At 46.6% G+C, this 21541-nt stretch carries 19 protein-coding genes; 12 read left to right on the forward strand and 7 right to left on the reverse strand.

Annotation, left to right across the window (positions count from 1 at the left end):
• Positions 1–230: 230 nt before the first annotated feature.
• Entirely contained in the window at positions 231–998 is a 768-nt protein-coding gene (locus GQS64_RS11515; protein WP_198231704.1) for a gamma-glutamyl-gamma-aminobutyrate hydrolase family protein, read from the reverse strand.
• Positions 999–1293: 295 nt separating this feature from the next.
• Between GQS64_RS11515 and GQS64_RS11520 the strand changes: the two genes are divergently transcribed.
• The 5 genes from GQS64_RS11520 to GQS64_RS11540 all read left to right on the forward strand — a co-directional run bounded on the left by GQS64_RS11520 (position 1294) and on the right by GQS64_RS11540 (position 6162).
• Entirely contained in the window at positions 1294–2586 is a 1293-nt protein-coding gene (locus tag GQS64_RS11520; RefSeq protein ID WP_198231705.1) for a Re/Si-specific NAD(P)(+) transhydrogenase subunit alpha, read from the forward strand.
• Positions 2586–2996, forward strand: a complete 411-nt coding sequence (locus tag GQS64_RS11525; RefSeq protein WP_198231706.1) for a proton-translocating transhydrogenase family protein — start codon at positions 2586–2588, stop codon at positions 2994–2996. The genes GQS64_RS11520 and GQS64_RS11525 overlap by 1 nt, the downstream gene beginning before the upstream one ends.
• Positions 2997–3007: 11 nt before the next feature.
• Entirely contained in the window at positions 3008–4408 is a 1401-nt protein-coding gene (locus GQS64_RS11530) for an NAD(P)(+) transhydrogenase (Re/Si-specific) subunit beta (protein ID WP_077993785.1), read from the forward strand.
• 47 nt (positions 4409–4455) lie between these two features.
• Positions 4456–5658 carry an NnrS family protein gene (locus GQS64_RS11535; protein ID WP_198231707.1) on the forward strand — a complete coding sequence of 401 codons (1203 nt, stop codon included), beginning with the start codon at positions 4456–4458 and terminating at the stop codon, positions 5656–5658.
• Positions 5659–5973: 315 nt separating this feature from the next.
• On the forward strand, positions 5974–6162 hold the full coding sequence (locus tag GQS64_RS11540) for a hypothetical protein (protein WP_198231708.1): 189 nt from the start codon (positions 5974–5976) through the stop codon (positions 6160–6162).
• Positions 6163–6323: 161 nt separating this feature from the next.
• On the opposite strand, the gene GQS64_RS11545 is transcribed toward GQS64_RS11540, so the two are convergent.
• Positions 6324–7640: an NAD(P)H-dependent oxidoreductase gene (locus GQS64_RS11545; RefSeq protein ID WP_198231709.1), complete on the reverse strand. Its 1317-nt coding sequence runs from the start codon at positions 7638–7640 to the stop codon at positions 6324–6326.
• Positions 7641–7944: 304 nt separating this feature from the next.
• On the opposite strand from GQS64_RS11545, the gene GQS64_RS11550 reads away from it, so the two are divergent.
• From GQS64_RS11550 to GQS64_RS11560, 3 genes are all read left to right on the forward strand, one after another.
• A complete protein-coding gene (locus tag GQS64_RS11550; RefSeq protein WP_077993792.1) occupies positions 7945–8418 on the forward strand; it encodes a MaoC family dehydratase in 474 nt (157 codons plus the stop codon).
• Between the two features lie 839 nt (positions 8419–9257).
• Positions 9258–9485: a 30S ribosomal protein S21 gene (gene rpsU / locus GQS64_RS11555; RefSeq protein ID WP_077972783.1), complete on the forward strand. Its 228-nt coding sequence runs from the start codon at positions 9258–9260 to the stop codon at positions 9483–9485.
• A 206-nt stretch (positions 9486–9691) separates the two neighbouring features.
• Complete coding sequence (locus GQS64_RS11560) at positions 9692–10501, forward strand: tetratricopeptide repeat protein (protein WP_077993794.1); 810 nt, start codon at positions 9692–9694, stop codon at positions 10499–10501.
• 176 nt (positions 10502–10677) lie between these two features.
• On the opposite strand, the gene GQS64_RS11565 is transcribed toward GQS64_RS11560, so the two are convergent.
• The 3 genes from GQS64_RS11565 to GQS64_RS11575 all read right to left on the reverse strand — a co-directional run bounded on the left by GQS64_RS11565 (position 10678) and on the right by GQS64_RS11575 (position 14349).
• On the reverse strand, positions 10678–11766 hold the full coding sequence (locus GQS64_RS11565) for a hypothetical protein (protein ID WP_077993796.1): 1089 nt from the start codon (positions 11764–11766) through the stop codon (positions 10678–10680).
• A 374-nt stretch (positions 11767–12140) separates the two neighbouring features.
• On the reverse strand, positions 12141–13514 hold the full coding sequence (locus GQS64_RS11570) for a glutamate--cysteine ligase (protein WP_198231710.1): 1374 nt from the start codon (positions 13512–13514) through the stop codon (positions 12141–12143).
• An 88-nt stretch (positions 13515–13602) separates the two neighbouring features.
• Entirely contained in the window at positions 13603–14349 is a 747-nt protein-coding gene (locus GQS64_RS11575) for a 16S rRNA (uracil(1498)-N(3))-methyltransferase (RefSeq protein ID WP_077993799.1), read from the reverse strand.
• A 376-nt stretch (positions 14350–14725) separates the two neighbouring features.
• Here GQS64_RS11575 and GQS64_RS11580 point away from each other — a divergent pair, with 376 nt between their 5' ends.
• The 4 genes from GQS64_RS11580 (at position 14726) to GQS64_RS11595 (ending at position 18219) form a co-directional block, all read left to right on the forward strand.
• On the forward strand, positions 14726–16816 hold the full coding sequence (locus GQS64_RS11580) for an FUSC family protein (RefSeq protein ID WP_077993801.1): 2091 nt from the start codon (positions 14726–14728) through the stop codon (positions 16814–16816).
• Positions 16813–17016: a DUF1656 domain-containing protein gene (locus GQS64_RS11585; protein ID WP_077993803.1), complete on the forward strand. Its 204-nt coding sequence runs from the start codon at positions 16813–16815 to the stop codon at positions 17014–17016. Before GQS64_RS11580 ends, GQS64_RS11585 begins: the two co-directional genes overlap by 4 nt.
• Before the next feature lie 5 nt (positions 17017–17021).
• On the forward strand, positions 17022–17897 hold the full coding sequence (locus GQS64_RS11590; protein WP_077993805.1) for an HlyD family secretion protein: 876 nt from the start codon (positions 17022–17024) through the stop codon (positions 17895–17897).
• 178 nt (positions 17898–18075) lie between these two features.
• Complete coding sequence (locus GQS64_RS11595; RefSeq protein WP_188318047.1) at positions 18076–18219, forward strand: hypothetical protein; 144 nt, start codon at positions 18076–18078, stop codon at positions 18217–18219.
• Between the two features lie 820 nt (positions 18220–19039).
• Here GQS64_RS11595 and GQS64_RS11600 read toward each other — a convergent pair.
• Both GQS64_RS11600 and GQS64_RS11605 read right to left on the reverse strand, forming a co-directional pair.
• Positions 19040–19888 (reverse strand): aldo/keto reductase, encoded by an 849-nt coding sequence (locus tag GQS64_RS11600; RefSeq protein WP_077993807.1) that lies wholly within the window; start codon positions 19886–19888, stop codon positions 19040–19042.
• A 366-nt stretch (positions 19889–20254) separates the two neighbouring features.
• Complete coding sequence (locus GQS64_RS11605; RefSeq protein ID WP_246798564.1) at positions 20255–21277, reverse strand: ABC transporter ATP-binding protein; 1023 nt, start codon at positions 21275–21277, stop codon at positions 20255–20257.
• Positions 21278–21541: the final 264 nt, after the last annotated feature.

Consider the following 21541-nt stretch of genomic DNA (forward strand, 5'->3'; position numbering starts at 1 on the left):
TTCCTTTTAAAAACATATAGCGGGAAAGCGATCGAATTTCTCTTAAATATATATAATTGATTGCTTTTACATGGCCGCAAAGTTCTTTAAACAATGCTATAACGGCTTTGGAAATCAAGAGTTATCCATTCCGGAACAGAAATAAAAAGTGGCCGCAATCTTGAACGGATTTTTACTTTCCCGATGTTGCCCTGATTGCACAAGGGGTTTTTACATTTCTTAAGTGCTTGTTATTTTTCAAGACGTTTATCTTTATGATGATGCACTGCCGCACCGAATGCCTTGAATATTTTATTGGATGGCTCGTCGCTTGTTGCCCAATATTCAGGGTGCCATTGGACACCAAGCGCAAAATCTTTTGCGTCCTTCACACTGACAGCTTCAATTGTGCCGTCGGGGGCTGTCGCTTCGGCAACAAGACGCGGCGCCAACTTATTGATTCCCTGTTGGTGAACAGAATTCACCATGATTTCACCAGTTCCTACTATTTTTGAAAGCGATGTATTACCGCTCACGTGAACCGGTTGCCTGATGGCGAATTTTTTGTCACTGTCATTTTTATCATTCGCTCTATGGTCGAGCTTCCCCGGTATTTTTTGCAGCGCCGGTGAAAGCGTTCCGCCGAGAGCGACATTGAGTTCCTGTATACCGCGGCAGATTGCAAGAAGCGGCAAACCTTGCCTGATTGCAGCGTCAATGAGAAAAAAAGATGTCTCGTCGCGGGAAAAATCGAACGGTTCGTGGTCAGCCGTTGCTTTTTCACCATAACGCGCCGGATTTACATTGGATTTTGCGCCGGTGATAAGAACACCGTCAACCACCGCAAGTATGGATTGAATATCGGCATCCCGCCCAAGTGACGGCACAATAAGAGGGGCAACATCGGCTACCTTTGAAGCCGCTTCAAGATATTGTTGAGGCGCACCATGCCAGACATAACCGTCAAAACAAGGGCAATCTGCCGGTACAGCTACAAGCGGTTTTAAACAGTCAGTCATTGGTTTTGCCCTCAAGCTCTTTGACCAGCCATTCGACCAATATTTTTGAAAAACGGACTTTTGTCAAATGTTCGATTTTTTAAATTCAATCATTTTGATGAAGACTTTTTGTGGACTTTTCAAAAGCCATAGCGCGAAATGCGAAATTTTATCAAAAGCACTGGAAATGATATGGTTTTACCGTTAAAACTAAACCGTTTCAATTTTTTCGTGAAATAATCCGGCATTGTGAATAGGTGGGGAGAAAAGACTGTCAAAAGCAGCTTCTCTTTCCGAAAACTCAAGGAGATAACATTTGGGTCAAACAATTTTTGTTGCCAAAGAAACAGCCGAAGGGGAAACGCGCGTTGCCGCGTCTCCGGAAACTGTCAAAAAGCTTATCAATCTCGGCTATGATGTGTCGGTCGAGAAAGGTGCCGGTCTCCAGTCCTTGATAAGTGACGAGGACTACAAGGAAGCCGGTGCAAAAATCGTTGGTGCAAACGAGGCAAATAAAGCCGACATCATTTTGAAATTGCGCCGTCCGGATGCCAAGGAAATATCCCTCTATAAAAAGGGTGCCAACCTCATCGGCATTCTTGATCCATTCGGTCACGAGGATGATGTCAAGGCCATGGCCAAAGCCGGATTGAATGCCTTTTCGATGGAATTCATGCCGCGCATTACGCGTGCACAAGTCATGGATGTTTTGTCATCACAGGCAAACCTTGCCGGTTATCAGGCGGTGATTGATGCCGCCGAATATTATGACCGCGCCCTTCCCATGATGATGACAGCCGCAGGAACCGTTCCGGCTGCCAAGGTTTTTGTTATGGGCGCCGGTGTTGCCGGTCTTCAGGCCATTGCCACCGCGCGGCGTCTTGGTGCATCTGTTACGGCAAATGACGTGCGCCCTGCGGCAAAAGAGCAGGTCGCTTCACTCGGTGCAAAATTCATCGCCGTCGAGGATGATGAATTCAAAGCTGCCGAAACGGCTGGCGGCTATGCCAAGGAAATGTCGAAAGAATATCAGCAAAAGCAAGCGGCTTTGACTGCCGAGCATATTGCCAAACAGGATATTGTTATTACAACCGCGTTGATTCCCGGTCGTCCGGCACCGCGCCTGATTACCAAGGATATGCTTAAAACCATGCGTCAGGGTTCGGTCGTGGTTGATCTTGCCGTTGAAAGAGGTGGCAATGTCGAAGGCGCTGTCGCTGACAAGGTTGTTGAAGTGGAAGGCGTTAAAATTATCGGCTTTACCAATGTTCCGGGTCGCATTGCCGCCACCGCTTCCCAGCTTTATGCGCGCAATCTTTATGCCTTTGTCGATATTATGACAAACAAGGAAACGAAGGCGTTTACTATCGACCGGAATGACGAGCTTGTTAAAGCCACATTGCTTACTTTTGACGGTCATGTTGTTCATCCCCGTTTTGTAGAAGAATCGGGTGAAAAAGACGCCGATAAGAAACCGGCTTCGTCAAAAACAACCGCGGCAAAAAAAGCCGATGAAAAGGTTGAAAAACCGGCAAAGCATACATCGTCAAAATCTAAAGAACCGGCCGCCAAAGCCGATAAAAAACCAAATGAAAAAGGAGCCAAATAATGTCTAACGAGGCTCTCGACAAAGCCCTTCAAGGTCTCGATCAGGCCATTGCTGCTGTGCGTGAAGCAGGCGGCCAAATTTCCAATAATGCGGCTGAAGCCGTTCACAATGCGACAGGCGGTGTTATTGACCCGTTCATTTTCCAGTTTGCGATCTTCGTACTGGCGATTTTTGTCGGCTATTATGTTGTCTGGGCCGTCACTCCGGCTCTCCACACACCGCTCATGGCTGTTACCAACGCAATTTCTTCGGTTATCGTCGTTGGTGCGCTGCTTGCTGTCGGCCTTTCGGCTTCAGGTCTGGCAAGCACTTTCGGTTTCATCGCTTTGGTACTTGCAAGCGTCAATATTTTCGGCGGCTTCCTCGTTACCCAGCGCATGCTTGCCATGTACAAGAAAAAAGATAAGTGAGGCTTGAACCTATGAGTGTTAATTTTGCAGCCTTTCTTTATCTCGTCTCCGGTGTCCTGTTCATCATGGCACTGCGCGGACTTTCCCATCCGACAACCAGCCGCAAGGGCAATGCCTATGGCATGGTCGGCATGGCGGTTGCCATCATCACAACATTATTGCTTGCCCGTCCGAGCTTTGGCGGTCTTGTCCTTATTATTATAGGTCTTGCCATTGGTGGTGCTATCGGTGCAGTCATTGCCCGCCGCATCGCCATGACTGCAATGCCGCAACTTGTTGCCTTTTTCCATTCGCTTGTCGGCCTTGCTGCCGTTATGGTGGCTGCCGGTGCGCTTTATTCGCCGCATTCCTTCGGCATTGGCGAAATCGGCTCTATCCACGGGCGGGCACTTGTTGAAATGGCAATCGGTGTTGCAATCGGTGCAATCACTTTTACCGGTTCCATTATCGCGTTCCTGAAACTTGATGGGCGCATGTCCGGTAAACCGATTATTTTGCCGAACCGTCACCTCATCAATATTGTCCTTACAGTGGCAATTGTTCTCCTCATCGCAACGCTTGTCGGAACCGAAAGTCATCTGGTTTTCTGGCTCATTGTGCTTTTGTCGCTTGTTATCGGTGTCACATTGATTGTGCCGATCGGTGGCGCGGATATGCCGGTTGTTGTTTCCATGCTCAATTCCTATTCGGGATGGGCTGCCGCAGGTATCGGCTTTACGCTCGGAAATATGGCTCTTATCATCACCGGTGCGCTGGTTGGTTCATCGGGAGCTATTCTTTCCTACATTATGTGTAAGGGCATGAACCGCTCGTTCATTTCCGTGATCCTCGGCGGTTTCGGTGGCGAAAGCGCCGGCCCTGCCGGAAATAATGAAGTGGAACGCCGTCCTGTCAAACAGGGTTCGGCCGACGACGCCGCATTCATTATGAAAAACGCCAATAAGGTCATTATTGTACCGGGATATGGCATGGCCGTTGCACAGGCTCAGCATGCATTGCGTGAAATGGCCGACAAGCTCAAGGAAAACGGTGTCGAAGTCAAATATGCCATTCATCCGGTTGCCGGTCGTATGCCCGGTCACATGAATGTGCTGCTTGCCGAAGCCAATGTGCCCTATGACGAAGTCTTCGAGCTTGACGATATCAATTCCGAATTTGCCGAAGCAGATGTTGCTTTTGTCATTGGCGCCAATGACGTGACCAACCCTGCCGCCAAATCGGATCCATCTTCGCCGATTTATGGTATGCCGATTCTCGACGTGTCGAAAGCGGGAACAGTTCTGTTCCTGAAACGCGGTATGGGAACCGGCTATGCGGGCGTTGAAAACGAACTGTTTTTCCGTGACAACACCATGATGCTTTTTGGCGATGCCAAAAAAATGGTCGAAAGCATTGTCAAAGCCATGGAATAAACCTTAAAATGCCGCCATCAAGGCGGCATTTTTTTTGAGGAACGATCATGGCAAGTTCAGCCGAACAGATGAGAGCGTGGCAAGGCCCGGCACTTTTGAGTTACGGTTATCGTCCGTTTTTTCTGTTTGCTAGTATCTGGGCTGTATTCAGCCTGTTTATCTGGATTTTCCTTTTTTCCGGCAAAGATGTGCTGGCAATCGGGATTGATCCGTTTTCCTGGCACGCCCACAGCTTTCTTTTCGGTTATTTATGGGCCGTCATTGCCGGTTTTTTGATGACTGCCGTTCCCAATTGGACCGGTCGTTTGCCCATTGTCGGCTGGCCGCTTTTGGGTCTCGTATCCTTGTGGCTTATCGGGCGCATTGCCATGGTGCTTTCATCCGATCTGCCTGCGACAGTAACAGTCGGGCTTGATTTGCTGTTCCCGTTTCTTTTTACCATCGCAATCGGCCGCGAAATTATTTATGGAAAAAATTGGCGCAATCTCAAAGTGCTTATTTTGCTTGTTCTGCTTTTCTGCGCCAATCTGATTTTCGACTGTGAAGCTTTCAATGGTGTCTATGCTGCCGATGGTTATGGTGCACGTCTTGCCCTTGCCATTGCGGTTTTCCTCATTGCCATTATTGGCGGCCGGATTGTGCCAAGCTTTACGCGTAATTGGCTTGCCAAACGCGGGAACACAAAACTGCCGGCTCCCCACGGGCGCGTCGACCAAACCATTATGATCTTTACGGCTATTTGCCTCGTTTTGTGGATTCTTTTTCCCGATACGAAATTGACTGCCCTATTATGCGGCCTTTGTGGCATTGCCAATCTTTACCGTCTTCAAAGGTGGCGGGGTTTGGCAACTTTGAAAGAACCGCTGGTTTTTGTGCTTCATGTCGGCTTTCTGTTTATTCCGCTAGGGTTTATCGCTTTGGCGCTTGGCACATTCGGAATTATTCCGGGGGGGCGCGCACCTGTACAACATTTATGGATGGCCGGTGGCATCGGTATGATGACAATGGCCGTTATGACGCGTGCAAGCCTTGGCCACGCAGGCCGCCCGCTTACGGTTTCCTGGCCGGTTGTGCTGGTTTACCTTGCACTTTTCCTATCGGTCTGGCTGCGGCTTTTTGCCGGCATTGCCGATAACAATCTGCCAACACTTCACCTTGCCGGAACTTTATGGATTCTGGCTTTTTCAGGTTTCGTCGTTCTCTACTGGAATGTCCTCACCAAACCGCGCAAACCCCGCGTTCCGAATTGACATGGATGATCGGAAATACCCGTCGCTATCATCTTTTTTACGGCGACATTATAGGCTTCCGCCTTTCACCCTTTCTCGGAAGATAATTTAGCGCATTTGCACCTATACATTTGCGCTTATAAATCGCGCTTATAAAATTGCGCTTAACTGTTTGTCTTGTTGTGTTTTTCTTGAAGTTTCCGCTCCAGCTTTTGACAGTAAAATCAATTGAACTGCGGGCGCGCGGCTTTCAACGATCACTCATTCTCTAGCCGGAACCACCGCTAATAGATGCGGGCGCTTCCAAAGAGGTAAAAGCTTGTTCTGCCATATCAGTTGAACCAGACTTTAGATAGTATTGATGCGCATTTTTCTGCGCGTTTCACCGCACGTTTCACTGCATATTTTGCTTCACGTTTTGCAGATCTGTTTTTGAAATTCGTCTGCCCTTATCCGGACGACATCCATAAAACATGTGACGTACCGGACTATGCAAAAGCCCCTCGCTACTGTGTCGAAGAATAAAAAATTCAACGAACGGGGGCTACCTTCTTTGCAAAACCGGCAATTTCAAAACTTTCCCGATCAATAAAGATTGCCATTGGAACGATGATGAGTAACTCATTCCCGATCAATAAAGATTGCAATAGGAACGATTATGAATGACCGGTTTCTAAAAATCCCGATCAGCCGTAAATGAGCTTATCCTGTTTTTTGCGTAGGCGTGCAATCCACTGGTTTTCATTGATCGACACATTTTTTGCAGTAATCAGCCCGTTTTTCTTGATCGGTGCGGTGACTGTTGCCCCTTCAAGCAAACCACAGGGAATTGCCTCGTTTTTCCTTGCATCTTCGACTGTCATATTCCATGCGCGATAGGTATAAAGTCCGATAAAATCGAGCTTGTCACCGGGTTTCAAATCTTTCTTGGCAACGGCGCATACTTCTGCAACAGGCCGATCGAGCGGGACCATATCGGCCTTTCTGTAGAGCATGACGCGTGCGCAGGTGAGCGGCACTTCCATAGCTGTAAGATGATAAGGGCGATGGAATGTAAAATAAGGCCCTTCACCGATTTTCAGGTCTTCCATACGTTCCCAAACACGCGGGTGGCGCATTTCTGCAACCACAAAAACCCCCGGTGAAACGCCCCGCCCGATCGAATAGTCGACAACGCCGGATTTTGACAAAACGCCACCATCTTTTTCAGGAACGAGCACCTTGTTCAGGCGGTCTATGTCGGCTTTCGGGCCATGCATTCCGGGACAATCGGGAACAAGGCCGGTTGCATTGGCAATCGCCGTCATTTCGACCATGGTTTTTGAACCATCAATGAATTCGACAAGCATACGCACATTCATATTGCGCCTTTTTGCTTCTTCTTCATAATGATCGGGGACTGCATCAAAATCGAGCGGGTTGTTTTTGCCTTTTCCGGCAGCAACAACATTGTGTCCGAGTGCTGAAACAAATTCGATCAGTTCCATGCAGGAAGATGGCTCGTCACCCGCACCGAGCGTGTAGATAAGGCCGCGTTTTTCGGCTTCATGTTTGAGATAGGGGCCAATCGTGACATCGGCTTCAACATTCATCATAACGAGGTGTTTGTTGTTTTGCAGCGTTTTATAGCCGATTTCGGCTCCCGCTTCAGGATAGCCTGTCGCATCGACAATAACATCGACAAGCTCGTTTTTCAGCAACATATCAAGATCGTCGGTGGCGGCGATTTTCCCTTGTTCGATTGCTGCTGTCATTTCCGACGCATTGGAAACTTCCTTTGCATGTCCTTGCTCGTCATAGGCAATTTTTGCCGCATCCATCACCCGTTCAGGTGTTCGTGTCGAAACGGCTGCAACCTCGATGCCATCCATATGGGCAACGCCTGTCAAAAGGTCGGTTCCCATTTCCCCGCAACCTACCAGCCCTATGCGGATAGGCTTGCCGCTTTCCTCACGTTTTTTAAGGTCGCGGGCCAAACCGATAAGAGCTACATTGCTTGTCATTTCAAAAAATTCTCCCGTAAAAAACGAACCATCACACCCCGATATAACTATTTCCGATATAGGGCTTTATCAGTCGTTCAACGCATAATCTTTTCTTCAAAGGTCTAATAACAACGATAGAGAATTGCAAGGCTCGTCATTGATCGCAAGCAAATAGAGGGATGACAAAACCGCCCGTTTTGAAAACAAAAATTTGCGCGAAATATATTTGACATATATAAGCACCGTGAGAACTTGAAAAAGAATGCGTCCATAACAATTCGGGCGCATAGCTGACGGAAGATATTGAACAAGGAAGAAGCTCATGCCCGGCAAAGTGACTGTTGATGATATTCCCGCTTCAATCGGCAAAGAGGTGGGCGTTTCGGATTGGCGTACTGTCACACAGGAAATGATTAACCAGTTTGCCGATGCGACCGACGACCATCAATGGATCCATGTTGACGAAAAACGCGCCAGCGAAACGCCTTTTGGCGGTACAATTGCCCATGGCTTTCTAACCCTTTCGCTTCTATCGACATTGGCCTATGAAGCCCTTCCGGAGCTTGAAGGCACAACAATGGGAATCAATTACGGTTTTGACAAAGTGCGCTTGATGAGCCCTGTCAAAACCGGTGCAAAGGTGCGTGCCCATTTTGTTTTGAGCGATGCGGAAATTCGCCCATCGGGAAGAATTGTTTTCCATTATGCTGTAACCCTTGAAATCGAAAATGTGAAAAAACCGGCTTTGACAGCCGACTGGATAACAATAGCCATGGTGCCGCCAAAGGCTTCATAAGCTTTATTGAAAAGGTTTCAGCTCTGAAATCCCGTGCGGCTGTTCTGCCAACTTTATTTCGGCATTTTTAAAAAAACCGGTTAAAAGACACCGGCCGTTTCCTTTTCATTTTGCCAAAATCGGTAGTTAACGGGGTCAAGTATCCGGACTTTGAAACAATAAAGGCCAAGCCCGCGCAAGCAAATGCCAAGTAACAAGGGGCAACCAGGAGAACAAGCCTTCGTCGGAAAGACTGGCAAAATAAAAGCCGTTTTGTGTACGGTTATTTTTTCCGATCAATAGACAGTATCTTTGACGATCAAAAGCAAATTTTGTGCAATATGCGTTTTATCGCTCTATTTCTTCGCTCTTGAAATAGGGGGCTTCACACTTGAAATACGGGGCTTCACACTTGAATTAAGGGGTTTCATACTTGAAACAGAGGGCACACCTTAAAAAAGATGAACTTAAAAAAACTGAACTCCCCCTATCTTCAATCTCCCCCTATCTTCAATAATGATGGAAATTCCAAAAATATCGAACAGGTGAGTCGGTTCTTGTTCTTTTACTTTTCCCGTTTGGTTTGAATTGCCGATATTTTATTAAAAAGAACCTTTGGAATTTCGATAACGATCTAAAAATTGTGGTTGTTTCGGCCTATTTTTGCCTTTTCTCTTCTTTACAGGCCGATAAAGGCCAAGCATTTTTTAAAAAACACAGCTTTTATAAAAGCAATATAGACAAGCACGCCTTTTATGTGGTATTGGCAGCCCAATCATTTGAAACCTTGGCCTTTATAGGTTAGGGATGTTTGGGATGTACCCATTTAACCGAGATAGTAAAACAAAGCAGGATTAAACGTGCAAGTACTCGTTCGCGATAACAATGTTGACCAGGCGCTCCGTGCGCTCAAAAAGAAAATGCAACGTGAAGGCATCTTCCGTGAAATGAAGATGCGCGGTCATTATGAAAAGCCATCGGAAAAGCGCGCCCGTGAAAAGGCCGAGGCTGTCCGTCGTGCCCGTAAGTTGGCACGCAAGCGCGCACAGCGTGAAGGCTTGGTGAGCGGCCGCGGTTCTGCCCACTAATATTCGGAATTTTGCCGGAATTCGGTTAGACTTGTAGGGTTTGCGCTCGCAAGGTTTAATATATTCAGGCAGAAGCCGGATTCTGCGAAGTCTAATTTCGCCTCATTCGAGTGGAGATGCAGAGCGCATTTCCACTTTTTTGTTATATAGTCTTGAAATATGTTGACGTGAAAATCGTAGAATCGTCTGTAACAGGATCGTGCCCGATGAAAAAATTGAAACTGTCCGCTTTCTTTCTTTTAGGTGCTGTTGTTTTGGCGGGGTGCAGCACGACCAATAGTGTGCTTGATCCTGAAGACGTTGCTCAAGGTTCGCACGAGAATATCTCCTCGCTTACAGCCGTTATTAAAGCCAATCCCCGTGACCCTGAAGGCTACAATGTACGCGGCTCGGCTTATGGACGTGCCGGACGCAGCAAGGAAGCGATTGCCGATTTTACGTCCGCTATAGCACTCGACCCCAATTTCTATAAAGCCTATGCCAATCGGGCTTTGATTTATCGTAATACAGGAAATATGTCGGCAGCTATTGCCGATTACAATCGCGCTTTGGCGATCAACCCGAATTATGATGTTGCATTGATCGGACGCGGCAATGTTTATCGTTTAAGTGGCAAGCTTGATCTTGCCTATAACGATTTCAATAGTGCTATTCAGGCTGGTACAACCGACGGGCGTGCGTGGCACAACCGTGCACTTATCGAACAGGCACGTGGTGACCAACAACAGGCTATCGCCGATTTCGGTGCAGCCATGTCGCGCCAACCCAATGCGCCTGCCCCTTATAATGGCCGCGGTCTTTCTTATGCTGCACTTGGCGATTGGGACAATGCGTTCGACGACTTTAATGCGGCTATTCGTCTTGACAGCAACATTGCCGAAAGCTGGTCAAATCAGGCAATGGTTTATGAACACCGTGGTGACAAGAAGAAAGCTTATGCTTCCTATACAAAGGCTGTCAGTATTGATCCGGGTTTCAAACCGGCAAAAGAAGGCCAAAGCCGTACCCGCGGCTAATCACCGCCCGCTTACCATATCAAACAGGTCTGTGGTTACATAAAATCGCAGGTGTTAAAAATCCAAAAGCCCGAACAGGATTTGTTGCGGGCTTTTGTTTATATTTGTAACCAAAATCTTCGCTTTTTGAACGATGCCGACCGTTTTACAAGCGGCATCAACAAAACGGAGTTTTCCTACATTCTGAACCGGAAAATCGCTGCAAGCGATTGGTGATTGGGAATATCGCTCTTGCGAACGGCAAGCACATGGCCGCCATTGGCAAGAACACGGCTTGCAATCTCGTCGACCACATTATAGGTATCCGGCCCCTCTTTACCGAAACTGACGGCTCCTGTTGTTTCATCAACAGTCCCGTGAACCATTTCGTCCATATCGGCAAGCAATGTATCAATCTGGCCGATGGTAGCCGCACGCGCTGCAAGCGCAATATCTGTTGTGGTACGCCCTTCGGCTGTCAGATGCTCGAACCGCGACCGGATATCGGCAACCTGGCGCTCGTAAAAACGGTCAAGAACGGGGCGCGCAAGATCGCCGATTTCTGTCGGGTTTGCCCGATCAAGTCCTGCATTGACAATTTCGCCGATAAGGTTGTTGCCACTATAAACCGAACGGAACGCATTAATCATTGCTTCATTTCCGCCAATAATCAAAGGAACATCCGGCCTCGTCAGATAACGACGCAAAGCTGAATCAATCAGACGGCAATATTGTGTCAACCGCACCGAACTATTGGAACTGATTCTCTCGTTACTGGTGCCAACAGCACTGTTGATGTCCTTGGGCATATCCGGCACTTTGACTTCAAATGGCTCGATATCACTTGCAATTTCGATAAGTCGGACTTTTGATTCTGCAATAACCACCACGTGAGCCGTATGGGCAAATGTAATCGAACGCAGAAGCGGACTAAGCATAAACCGGTCTGCAACTTCAACAAACGATTTCAAACGGTTTGCAAGACGAAATGTCCAGATACGATCAGGGGTGGCAAGAACCGCGAGACTGCGTGCCTGTTTCAGCCAGAAATCTTCATAATCGGAAAGGCCGGTCAACAGTGATTCCAAACTTGCCAAACGTCGCTTGTCTGTCAAGGATTGGGATTGTGCCAATGCTTCCTTTACCTGATTGGCATACTCAATTTTACTGGCACCAATTTCGGATGTAATAGGTGTTGTCGGCAAGTATATTGATACACATGCATCCGCCCTTACCGCTCGTAATTTGTTAAAATCCGTCATTGATGGAATATCGACATGCTGCATTGAGAAATCCCTTTCCTCTCTTGTTTATTCAATATTGATATGGGCATTCAATATGTCCAAAAACAAGACAAATCGGATTTAATTTTTCTATCATGCAAAAATATAGTTAAAAAGCCGCACCAATAACGCTTATTTCAAAAATGATAATGATTGAAAAAATAACGCTTCTATTTTTTACGATATTGTCGTGGCTGTCCAATCTGCCCGATAGCCTCTCTTCAGGTTGCCCTGTGCATGAAGAAGCGCTCTCTACCGTTAAATAACCGGTGAGGCACAGTTCCAATCAACCTTTTTGTTCTTGGTAGAAGCCCTATTCTTGGTGCACGCCTTTCAGCTTTATTCCTCAACCAAGCCTTAAACACAGGCTGCAAAGCCTAATAGGCATATTCCAGAAACACCGGATCGACAGAACCACCCCATACCGAATGGAATTTTGACAACAGACGTTCCGAATCACATTTTCCTGACAGCACAACCTCGAAAAGCGGATCAAGAAAACGCGTTTCATCATCGCCTTCGGCATTCAGCTTCTTCCGGTTGGCAAGGCCTTTGCGGGAAATATCCAGAGCCTGACGGGCAAGTTCGAGAATGGTGGTATTGCGGAATGGTGTTTTCAAACCTTTGACCGGTACATGGTTACGCATATCGAGAACTTCTTCAAAGCCCCAGTCTTTTGTCATTGCAAAAGCGTCTTCAAGTGCTTCCTCATCATAGAGCAAACCGACCCAGAAAGCTGGCAATGCGCAAATACGCCGCCACGGGCCGCCATCGGCACCGCGCATTTCCAGAAAACGTTTGAGTCTTACTTCCGGAAATAATGTTGAAAGGTGATTGACCCAATCACCCATATTCGCACGATAATCGTCGATTTTGCCTTTCAAAGCACCATCCATAAATTGGCGGAATGTTATATTGGTGCAATCATGGTAATGCCCGTCGCGGACAATAAAATACATCGGCACATCCAATGCCCATGCGGTATAATCGGCAAAACCGAAATTTTCATTGAATACAAAGGGCAGAACACCTGAACGCCGGTTATCGGTGTCGCGCCATATTTCCGAACGCCATGACATAAAACCGTTGGGTTTTTCTTCAGTGAAAGGTGATGTTGCAAAAAGCGCGGTGGCAATTGATTGCAATTTCATCGAAACCTGCATTTTCCGGCGCATATCGGTTTCCGATGAAAAATCGAGATTAACCTGAATTGTGCAGGTCCGATACATCATATCAAGACCATGCCGCCCGACTTTTGGCATATATTCTGTCATGATGTGGTAGCGGGATTTCGGCATTTGCGGTGTTTCATCAAGCTTCCATTTAGGGCTACCGCCAAGGCCTAAAAAACCGATGCCGAGAGGTGCGGCAATTTCCTTGACCTGTGCAAGATGGGCATTCACTTCGCGGCAAGTCTGATGAATTGTTTTAAGTGGAGCGCCCGAAAGTTCAAATTGTCCACCCGGTTCGAGTGAAATTGCGCCCGCTCCTGTCGGCTCAAGCAAACCGATAATTTTTCCTTCATCCAGTATCGGCTCCCAGCCAAGCATGGCTTGCATACCTTCAAGCAATGCGCGGATACTTTTTTTCCCTTCATAAGGGACAGGGCGGTTACCTTCGACAAAAAACGGAAATTTTTCATGTTCTGTACCGATACGCCATTTATCGGGAGTTTTCGAGCCGCCAGCGAGATAGTTTACCAAATCGTCAAAACCGTTGATTGTTGTTTCATCTTCAATATCGCGCGCCATAACTCACAATTTCCAATTTGTCTTGATTTGTTTCATCATTGAACTGTTTTCATTGCTCTTTCAAGTACCGCCGGCCTCACATTCTGCTTTACCCGTCATCTCGCCAATCCCCCAAAGTCGCTTCAATAACGGCAAGCGCGGCGACAGCCGCAGTATCTGCCCGCAAAATTCTGGGGCCTAGAGGAATTGGATGAACAAACGGAAATTGCCTGAGTTCGGAACGCTCCTTGTCGCTGAAGCCACCTTCGGGACCGATAAGAACTCCAAGTGGAGCCGGTGTCATTTTTTTCAAGATTTCCAATGGATTTTGCGTATCAGCGGCTTCATCACAAAAGATCAGATGACGTTCCGGCTGCCAGTTTGCCAAAAGTTCTGCAAGCGAAACCGGAGATCGGCAGGAACTGATTGATAAAACCCCGCATTGCTCCGAGGCCTCGATAATATTGGCGCGCATACGCTCTTCATTCAACCTCGTTGCTTGAGTAAAATGTGTGATAACCGGTTGCAAAACCGATGCCCCCATTTCAACCGCTTTTTGCACCATATAATCCAGTCGGGCGTGTTTGAGCGGGGCGAAACAATAAACAAGATCGGAAGCGGGGGGTTGCTCTCTTTCTTTGGCGACAAGTTCCACAACAACAGATTTTTTCTTCACTTCGGCAATTTTTGCACGCCATTCGCCATCTTTGCCATTAAAAAGCAGAAGTTCATTGCCCTCCCTCATCCGCAAGACATTTTTAAGATAATGTGATTGATTTTCGTCAAGATCGAATTTTTCGTGAAATGACAAAGGTTCATGAACGAAAAGTCGTTGCAATTTATAATTGGCGCGCATTGCTTGAATCTTTCTCAAAAATGCTTTCGTGTTTTTTAAATTCGGAACGACAATATCCGAATTGGCAAAGGTTTTGAACTTATTTGATTCTGCGCAAGATTCGGATATTTTCATGCGTCTTGAAAGTTGTTTTCCAAAATTCAAGGCCAAGAATACCGTGTGCCTATCAACATTCGTAGTCACTTTTTACAGAAAGGTGACAAGTTTTACATAAAGGTGACTAGAAACTTTCTAAAAATAAAACTAAATATGAGAAGAAACTACCTTCTCTCAACGCTGTCAAATTGGTGATCTCGTAGGAAAGCAGCTTTATAGTGTTATTCCGGACAAAGGAGAACTCTCTTTTTGCCCGCTTATTGTGCTTATTTGAAAATATATGACTGTTAGCGTAAAACAACCGACTGTATGGGATGTCGTATTCTCGTTAAAAACTATCGCAGCCGCGGCTTTGGCTCTCTATATCGCCTTTTTGTGTGATCTTCCCAACCCCTATTGGACAATTACAGCCGTATATATTGTTGCCCACCCGCTATCGGGTGCTTTGACATCAAAAGCGTTCTACCGGCTTCTCGGCACTGCAATCGGCGGTATGGCAACAGTCATTATGTTACCGCAGCTTATTCCTTCGCCGGAACTCACAACTTTGGGGCTTGCCCTCTGGCTTGGCGGTTGTTTGTTTATCAGCGTATTGGATCGCAGCCCGCGCGCTTATGTTTCCATGCTTGCCGGCTATAGTGTCTGCATTATCGGTTTTATGATTGTTGACACACCGGAAACTGTTTTTGATTATTCGGCAAGTCGTGTTGAAGAAATCAGTGTCGGCATTATTTCTGCCGCACTTGTCGGCCGCCTTGTTTTTCCCCGCCATGCCGGACCGGTTCTTGCCGATCGTATTGATAAATGGCTGAAAAACAGCGCCGACCTTGCAATTATGTATATTAAAGGGCAAGGCAAAAGCGAAGACGCATTGCAAAAGCGCCAACATCTGGCGATTGATGCTGTCGATTTGCGCGCTTTTACCACCCATGTCACTTACGACTCGTCGACATTGCCATCGACAGTGAATGCAATGCGTGTGTTACAAAGCCGCATGGTCTCGTTGCTGCCAATGGTGGCAAGCTGTAACGATCTCATCAACCAGCGCAACAAAATGCTCGACGAGCAATGTGGTGGCAAGAGCAACAACACCAAACTTGACGAACTTATCGCGGAAACATCCGCATGGTTACAAACCCATGAACCGATGAAGCCGGAAGGCATTGCCCGTATCAAAGCTTTGAAGCAATCCGTATTGGATGATATTGGCCGCTCGAAAGTGTGGCTTGATCTCGTTTCACGCAATCTGACATTGCGCCTTGTCGATATTATGGAAATCTATTCCGACTGTCTGCATTTGCGCAACGACATCGTCAACGGCACCCAACATAAATTGCGTTGGCACCGTTTCGATTTTTTAGGCGAAGTAAGGTCGATTCACTACGATTTCGGCATTGCGTTTCTTTCAGCTTTTTCTGCAATCCTTGCCATTTTTATTACTGTTACTTTGTGGCGTATGACAGAATGGACGCAAGGCGCAACCGCTGCCATGATGACCGGTATTTTCAGCAGCCTTTTTGCAACGAAAGATGATCCTGTTCCTGCAATTCGCGGAATGCTCAAGCAAATTCTCATTGTTCTTGTTATCGCCTTTGTTCTTCAATTCGGTCTTTTACCGCTCGTTGACGGCTTTTTGCCACTCATGCTCTGTTTGGCACTTGTGCTGATACCTGCCGGAATTATGATGGCCATCCCTTCAAAATTTGCCATGGGCATGACAATGGCAGTCAACCTGCCCAATCTGTTATTGCTGCAATCCCGCTTGAGTGGCGATTTTTATAATTTCATCAATATCAACACGGCAATGATTCTGGGAATTATTGTCGCTGCCGCAACAGCTTCCATTGTCCGTTCTGTCGGAGCCGAATGGAGTGCTTTTCGTCTCATTCGTGCAAGCTGGAACGACATTATCGAAGTTGCGGAAAGGCCTACCGACACCAAAGCCTATAACGAACTTTTGCACCGTATGCTTTACCGCTATGGATTGATTGCTCCCCGTTATGCCCTGATACCGATTCATTCACCCGTTCGCCAGACCGACATTCTCAAAGATGTGCGTGTCGGGCTTGATACGATTGAATTGCAACATCTCAAAGAATCACAAGGGCCGACCAATCGCCAAAATCTTGCCAATGTTCTGGAGGAACTGGCATTTTATTACCGTGTAAAAATCAACAGTACCGATGTGCCGGATGGCAAAGAATTGCTGGAAGCAATAGATACAACACTTGATTGGACGCTTGCTCTGCCTGATTCTGAAGATCACCAGAAAATCTCGTTTGCATTAACCGGTTTGCGGCAAAACCTCTTCAGTGATGCCGAACCTTACGAAGCAGTCTTGCCTCCAATTTTCAAAGGACATGACTCATGAACCCAGAGGTCGATATTTATGGTGTCTATATTCCGACAATCGGAATTCTGGCACTGGTCAGCTATTTTTTGAATGTTGGTCTCCAACGGTTCATCTTGCGTAAAGGGCTGGAGCGGTTCATCTGGCACCATGCGCTGTTTGCCGCAGCAACCTATTTCATCATTTTGAGTATTCTTTCTTTCATTGTAACTCGGATTTAACGGATATGAACAAGCTTATAGCCAATTCCGGTCGTATATTCTTCACCCTTGTCATGGCTCTGGTAGCCGGACTTCTTCTGTGGCAGCTATGGAACTACTACATGAATGACCCGTGGACGAGAGATGGCAAAATCAGTGCCGATGTTGTTCGTGTCGCACCTGATGTTTCCGGTTTTGTCACCGAAGTCCATGTGGTTGATAACCAACAAGTCAAACAGGGCGATGTTCTTTTCAAGATAGATCAGGCGCGTTTTACTCTGGCTCTGGAAGATGCTCAGGCTATGGTTGATAATGCCAAAGCCGCCCACGATCAGGCAAAACGCGATCTTGAACGCGACCAGAAACTTGATGACAAAACCATTACCCGCCAACAATTGGAAACGGCCGCTATGCAGGAATTGCAAACTGCCGCCACCTTGCGTAAGGCGATCGTCCAGCTCGATACAGCAAAGCTCGATCTTGAACGTTCGACCGTTCGTGCTGCTGTGAATGGCAAACTGACCAATTTTTCGCTTCAACCGGGAGAATATGTCACGCAAGGTAAGCCGGTTACGGCACTTGTTGACACCGATTCGTTTTATGCTTCCGGTTATTTTGAAGAAAATAAACTCGACCGTATTCACATCGGTAGCCGGGCAACAATCCACATTATGGGTTCAAGTGCTGTGTTGACCGGTGTTGTTGAAGGGTTTGCTGCCGGTATCGAAGATCGTGAACGCACACAGACAACAAGCCTTCTTGCCAATGTTGCGCCAACATTCAACTGGGTGCGCCTTGCCCAGCGTATACCGGTTCGTATCAAGCTTGATCCGGTGCCTGATAATGTCCATCTGGTTTCCGGACGGACAGTCAGTGTAGCAATCGAAGAAAAGCAGCAATAACCGACTGATTTTGTCAGGTTTTTTTTCGTCACCAAACTGCAACAGATTTAACTTTTTTTTACTTTAATGCAGAAAAAGGGATCACAAAAAAGGGTTCGTTCATTGTCGAAAAATAAACTTCGCTATATGACAACACACAATTTGAGATTCAATAATAGCATTTGATCGGAGAGATAGAATGTCTGCCAAGAGAGCCACTCTGGTGACCGTCGCTGCTCTATTCACATTTATTCTTGTAGCTGCCGGAATCGGTTCGGTGGGTGCGGGAAATAACGAATTCATGAGTAAAGACGGTTATGGTGTCCATAGCTCGATGCACTAAATTTGGCCGGATTTCCTCGTCAGGAAAAAGCCGGTAACCGGAAACTTGAAAAAGGGGCCTTTTGGCCCCTTCTTTTTCATATACATCAGGCTTTATCTCCGCATTTGTCTTTTCGTTTTGAAAAAATGCCGATGAGGGCTGTCTTCAATCCCTATCCGGAATAATAAATCCCCCTTGATAGACAGACCTTGAGGCAGCGCCGCTCAAGCTTGAACCTGCTGGCAGGCAAACTTGAATGAACAGGAAAAATGATTCCGGATTGTGTGGCTGAACGTTCAGATAGCGCACTTTATATTTATTTGACGGGTTTTTCAAAACCTCAAATAGAAGGCTCCCGCTTCTCCTCTTTCCGGTTACAGTTTTTCATCACAACGTTCTTCTGTCTCGTTACAAACCTATCACGCTTTTGAAATAGCATTTTGAATGCTGTGCTACTTTTCCAAAATCGTTTCAGGCTCGTCCGCGGCTGCTTCAAGTTTATTTCCGCGTCACCGGAGCCAACCGGCAAAAGCGAGGAAAAGCCCCCCACAAAAGAAAAAACTTCATGGATATTCAGCCGGAATAGTAATGTGTGGCTTAAGGTTTCCGGCTTTTGTGTTCGTTACTTTCCCTAACCGGTAAAAGCGAATGACGAACGCGCATTCATAAACAGGAAGCCCTATTCAATTAAACTTTATGGTAAAAAACACTACGGATAAGGGAAAAACAATAGAAACAACGATGTTTAAGCCCGTTAAACCCCGATAATAAAAGCGGCGCTGCAAAAAAAGCGGCGCCACAATGAAGGCGCCACTTCGATAATATCAATACAGTGGAAATTTCAACCTTGAAATTCGGCCGGATTTGGTCCCAATCGGCCATCGACTTTGTCGAGAGCTGCAATTGCATCATGATTGGCAGCGGTAAGCGCAAAATCGAATATATTGAAATTCTCGGCCATACGTTCTTTAGAACGGGATTTCGGAATAGCGATTGTGCCCATTTCCATATGCCAGCGCAAAATGATTTGTGCGACTGTTTTATGATGTTCTGCCGCAATCTTTTTCAACACCGGATCATCAAGAAATTGCCCGCGACCAAGAGGAGCCCATGCCTCTGTCAATATGTTATTCTTGTCGTGGAATATGCGTAATTGCTTTTGTTGAAAATGCGGGTGCAGTTCCACCTGATTGACAGCCGGAGCAACGCCGGTTTCCTTGATAAGCCGCTCAAGATCGACAATGCGGAAATTGCAAACACCGATTGAACGAACGCGGTTTTCCTGCTTGAGCCTGATGAGAGCTTTCCACGTTTCCACAAAAAGATCGCGTGCCGGAACCGGCCAATGAATAAGATAAAGGTCAATAGCGCTTACACGCAAGCGCTTTGCGCTTTCCTCAAAAGCCTGCATCGTCTTGTCATAACCCTGATCGGTATTCCAGACTTTGGTGGCAAGAAAAATGTTCTTCCGCTCGATACCCGACGCGGCAACGCCAAGGCCGACACCTTCTTCATTGTCATAAGCTTTGGCTGTGTCAATGTGTCGATAGCCGGTTGAAATCGCTTGTTTGACAGCGTTTTCGGTCTCATCTTCCGCTATTTTCCAAACACCGAAGCCCAATTGCGGAATGAACAAGCCGTCATTCATCTTAAGCAAGGGAACCGATTTTTTTTGTGAAAGTTCTGGCATCTATTCTCCTTGATAATCCATTAAAAAATAAATTGTTTCTTCTCCGGCTTTAACGGACAAGCTTATAACCCGACATGTTATCAAAATATCATGTATAAAGATGATATTCCAAATCAAGTTCAACTTTTTCCATGATGCGCTTCAACAGGATTGAATGTCAATCAACTACATGGTTTCCGGTGTGTCAAAAAAAGTTTAAACCGGATTTTTTCAAGTAATATATTCGATTTCAATCGTTTATTTTTACGCATAACAAGTGTTTTTCGGTTTTAAATTATTTTTTAAATAAAAACCGGAGAGATTGATAAATTCAAGTCTATCCGGTTTTGGAGAGTTATTTTTCAAGGTGTGGCTGTAAAATGTTGTTCAATCGCGAAATAACCAGACATCTTCCGGTTTGATAATAATATAAACTTCACCTGTTTCAAGTTTTTCCGGACCACTCGCCTTCAATTCCAACGCCCCGTAATGAAGACGGTATTCCCAACGGTCGCCAAGATAAAGGCTGGCATCAAGATGCATCGGCATTGCTTCCGGAACCGGTTGTTGGCTGACCTTGATATGTTCAAGGCGAATAACAGCTTTGACAGCCTCTCCTAGCCTCGTATCCTCGCCTTCCCGCAACATTCCGGTCAAAGACCAGTTTTCAGCGCCGAAAGTGATGAACGCACCGTCTTTTTGCAATATTTGTCCATGAGCGATGTTGTTGGCGCCAAGAAATTCTGCAGCATAAAAGCAATCCGGATTGGAATAAATTTCAATCGGGCTACCATGTTGGACAATCCGACCATTTTGTAACAAAAGAATACGGTCAGCCGCCGCAAGAGCTTCTGTCTGGTCATGGGTCACCAGAATTGCACATATATCAAGTTCAAGAATGAGCTTTCTTATCCAATAGCGCGCTTCTTCACGCAATTTCGCGTCAAGATTGGACAATGGTTCATCAAGCAACAAGACACGCGGTTCATAAACAACTGCCCTGCAAATTGAAACACGTTGTTGTTGGCCTCCGGAAAGCTCGCTTGGATAACGGTCGGCGAGATGGGAAAGCCCCTTTGTTTCAAGGATCCGGTTAACGCGGTTTTTTATCTCCGCGGCTCCGACATGACGTAATTTCAAACCATAGGCGACATTTTCACGCACTGTGCGATGCGGCCATAAAGCGTAGGACTGGAAAACAAGCCCGATGTCGCGTTGTTCGGGAGGAAGCTGGATATTGGCTTCACTGTCACGGGCAATTTTATCGCCGATTGTGATGCGCCCGACTTCCGGATTTTCCAGTCCGGCTATCGAGCGCAGAAGCGTTGTTTTTCCGGAGCCGGAACCGCCGAGCAGAGCGACGATCGAGCCACGTTCGGCAGTAAAATTGACCCCTTTCAATATTTGCAAACCACCAAGCTACTTTTCAGGCAAAATCATTGATCCGGTTGCGACCGGGAGCCGTTAACAAGGTTGATATAAAAACCCGCAAAAATGACATGCGCCAATGTTTCGGGAAAGATCTTTATAGGTTTCAGGAAGTATCTTAATAGGTTTCTTGAAGGCTCTTTATGGCAATTATCAAATTTCCCTTAGTGCCGGTGATTCCCCACAGTGCGGTGACAACAACTTTTATGCACACCGGATTTCTTAAAACCGGTTTGCCGTGACAAA

It is taken from the genome of Bartonella sp. P0282, from assembly GCF_048452985.1.
GTDB lineage: Bacteria > Pseudomonadota > Alphaproteobacteria > Rhizobiales > Rhizobiaceae > Bartonella > Bartonella choladocola.

Coding starts and splice junctions, on each gene's coding strand:
- GQS64_RS11550 (WP_077993792.1), top strand. CDS start 7,945: ATGCCCGGCAAAGTGACTGTTGATGATATTCCCGCTTCAATCGGCAAA.
- GQS64_RS11530 (WP_077993785.1), top strand. CDS start 3,008: ATGAGTGTTAATTTTGCAGCCTTTCTTTATCTCGTCTCCGGTGTCCTG.
- GQS64_RS11535 (WP_198231707.1), top strand. CDS start 4,456: ATGGCAAGTTCAGCCGAACAGATGAGAGCGTGGCAAGGCCCGGCACTT.
- GQS64_RS11560 (WP_077993794.1), top strand. CDS start 9,692: ATGAAAAAATTGAAACTGTCCGCTTTCTTTCTTTTAGGTGCTGTTGTT.
- GQS64_RS11515 (WP_198231704.1), bottom strand. CDS start 998: ATGACTGACTGTTTAAAACCGCTTGTAGCTGTACCGGCAGATTGCCCT.
- GQS64_RS11545 (WP_198231709.1), bottom strand. CDS start 7,640: ATGACAAGCAATGTAGCTCTTATCGGTTTGGCCCGCGACCTTAAAAAA.
- GQS64_RS11570 (WP_198231710.1), bottom strand. CDS start 13,514: ATGGCGCGCGATATTGAAGATGAAACAACAATCAACGGTTTTGACGAT.
- GQS64_RS11565 (WP_077993796.1), bottom strand. CDS start 11,766: ATGCAGCATGTCGATATTCCATCAATGACGGATTTTAACAAATTACGA.
- GQS64_RS11525 (WP_198231706.1), top strand. CDS start 2,586: ATGTCTAACGAGGCTCTCGACAAAGCCCTTCAAGGTCTCGATCAGGCC.
- GQS64_RS11595 (WP_188318047.1), top strand. CDS start 18,076: ATGTCTGCCAAGAGAGCCACTCTGGTGACCGTCGCTGCTCTATTCACA.
- GQS64_RS11585 (WP_077993803.1), top strand. CDS start 16,813: ATGAACCCAGAGGTCGATATTTATGGTGTCTATATTCCGACAATCGGA.
- GQS64_RS11575 (WP_077993799.1), bottom strand. CDS start 14,349: ATGCGCGCCAATTATAAATTGCAACGACTTTTCGTTCATGAACCTTTG.
- GQS64_RS11600 (WP_077993807.1), bottom strand. CDS start 19,888: ATGCCAGAACTTTCACAAAAAAAATCGGTTCCCTTGCTTAAGATGAAT.
- GQS64_RS11580 (WP_077993801.1), top strand. CDS start 14,726: ATGACTGTTAGCGTAAAACAACCGACTGTATGGGATGTCGTATTCTCG.
- GQS64_RS11590 (WP_077993805.1), top strand. CDS start 17,022: ATGAACAAGCTTATAGCCAATTCCGGTCGTATATTCTTCACCCTTGTC.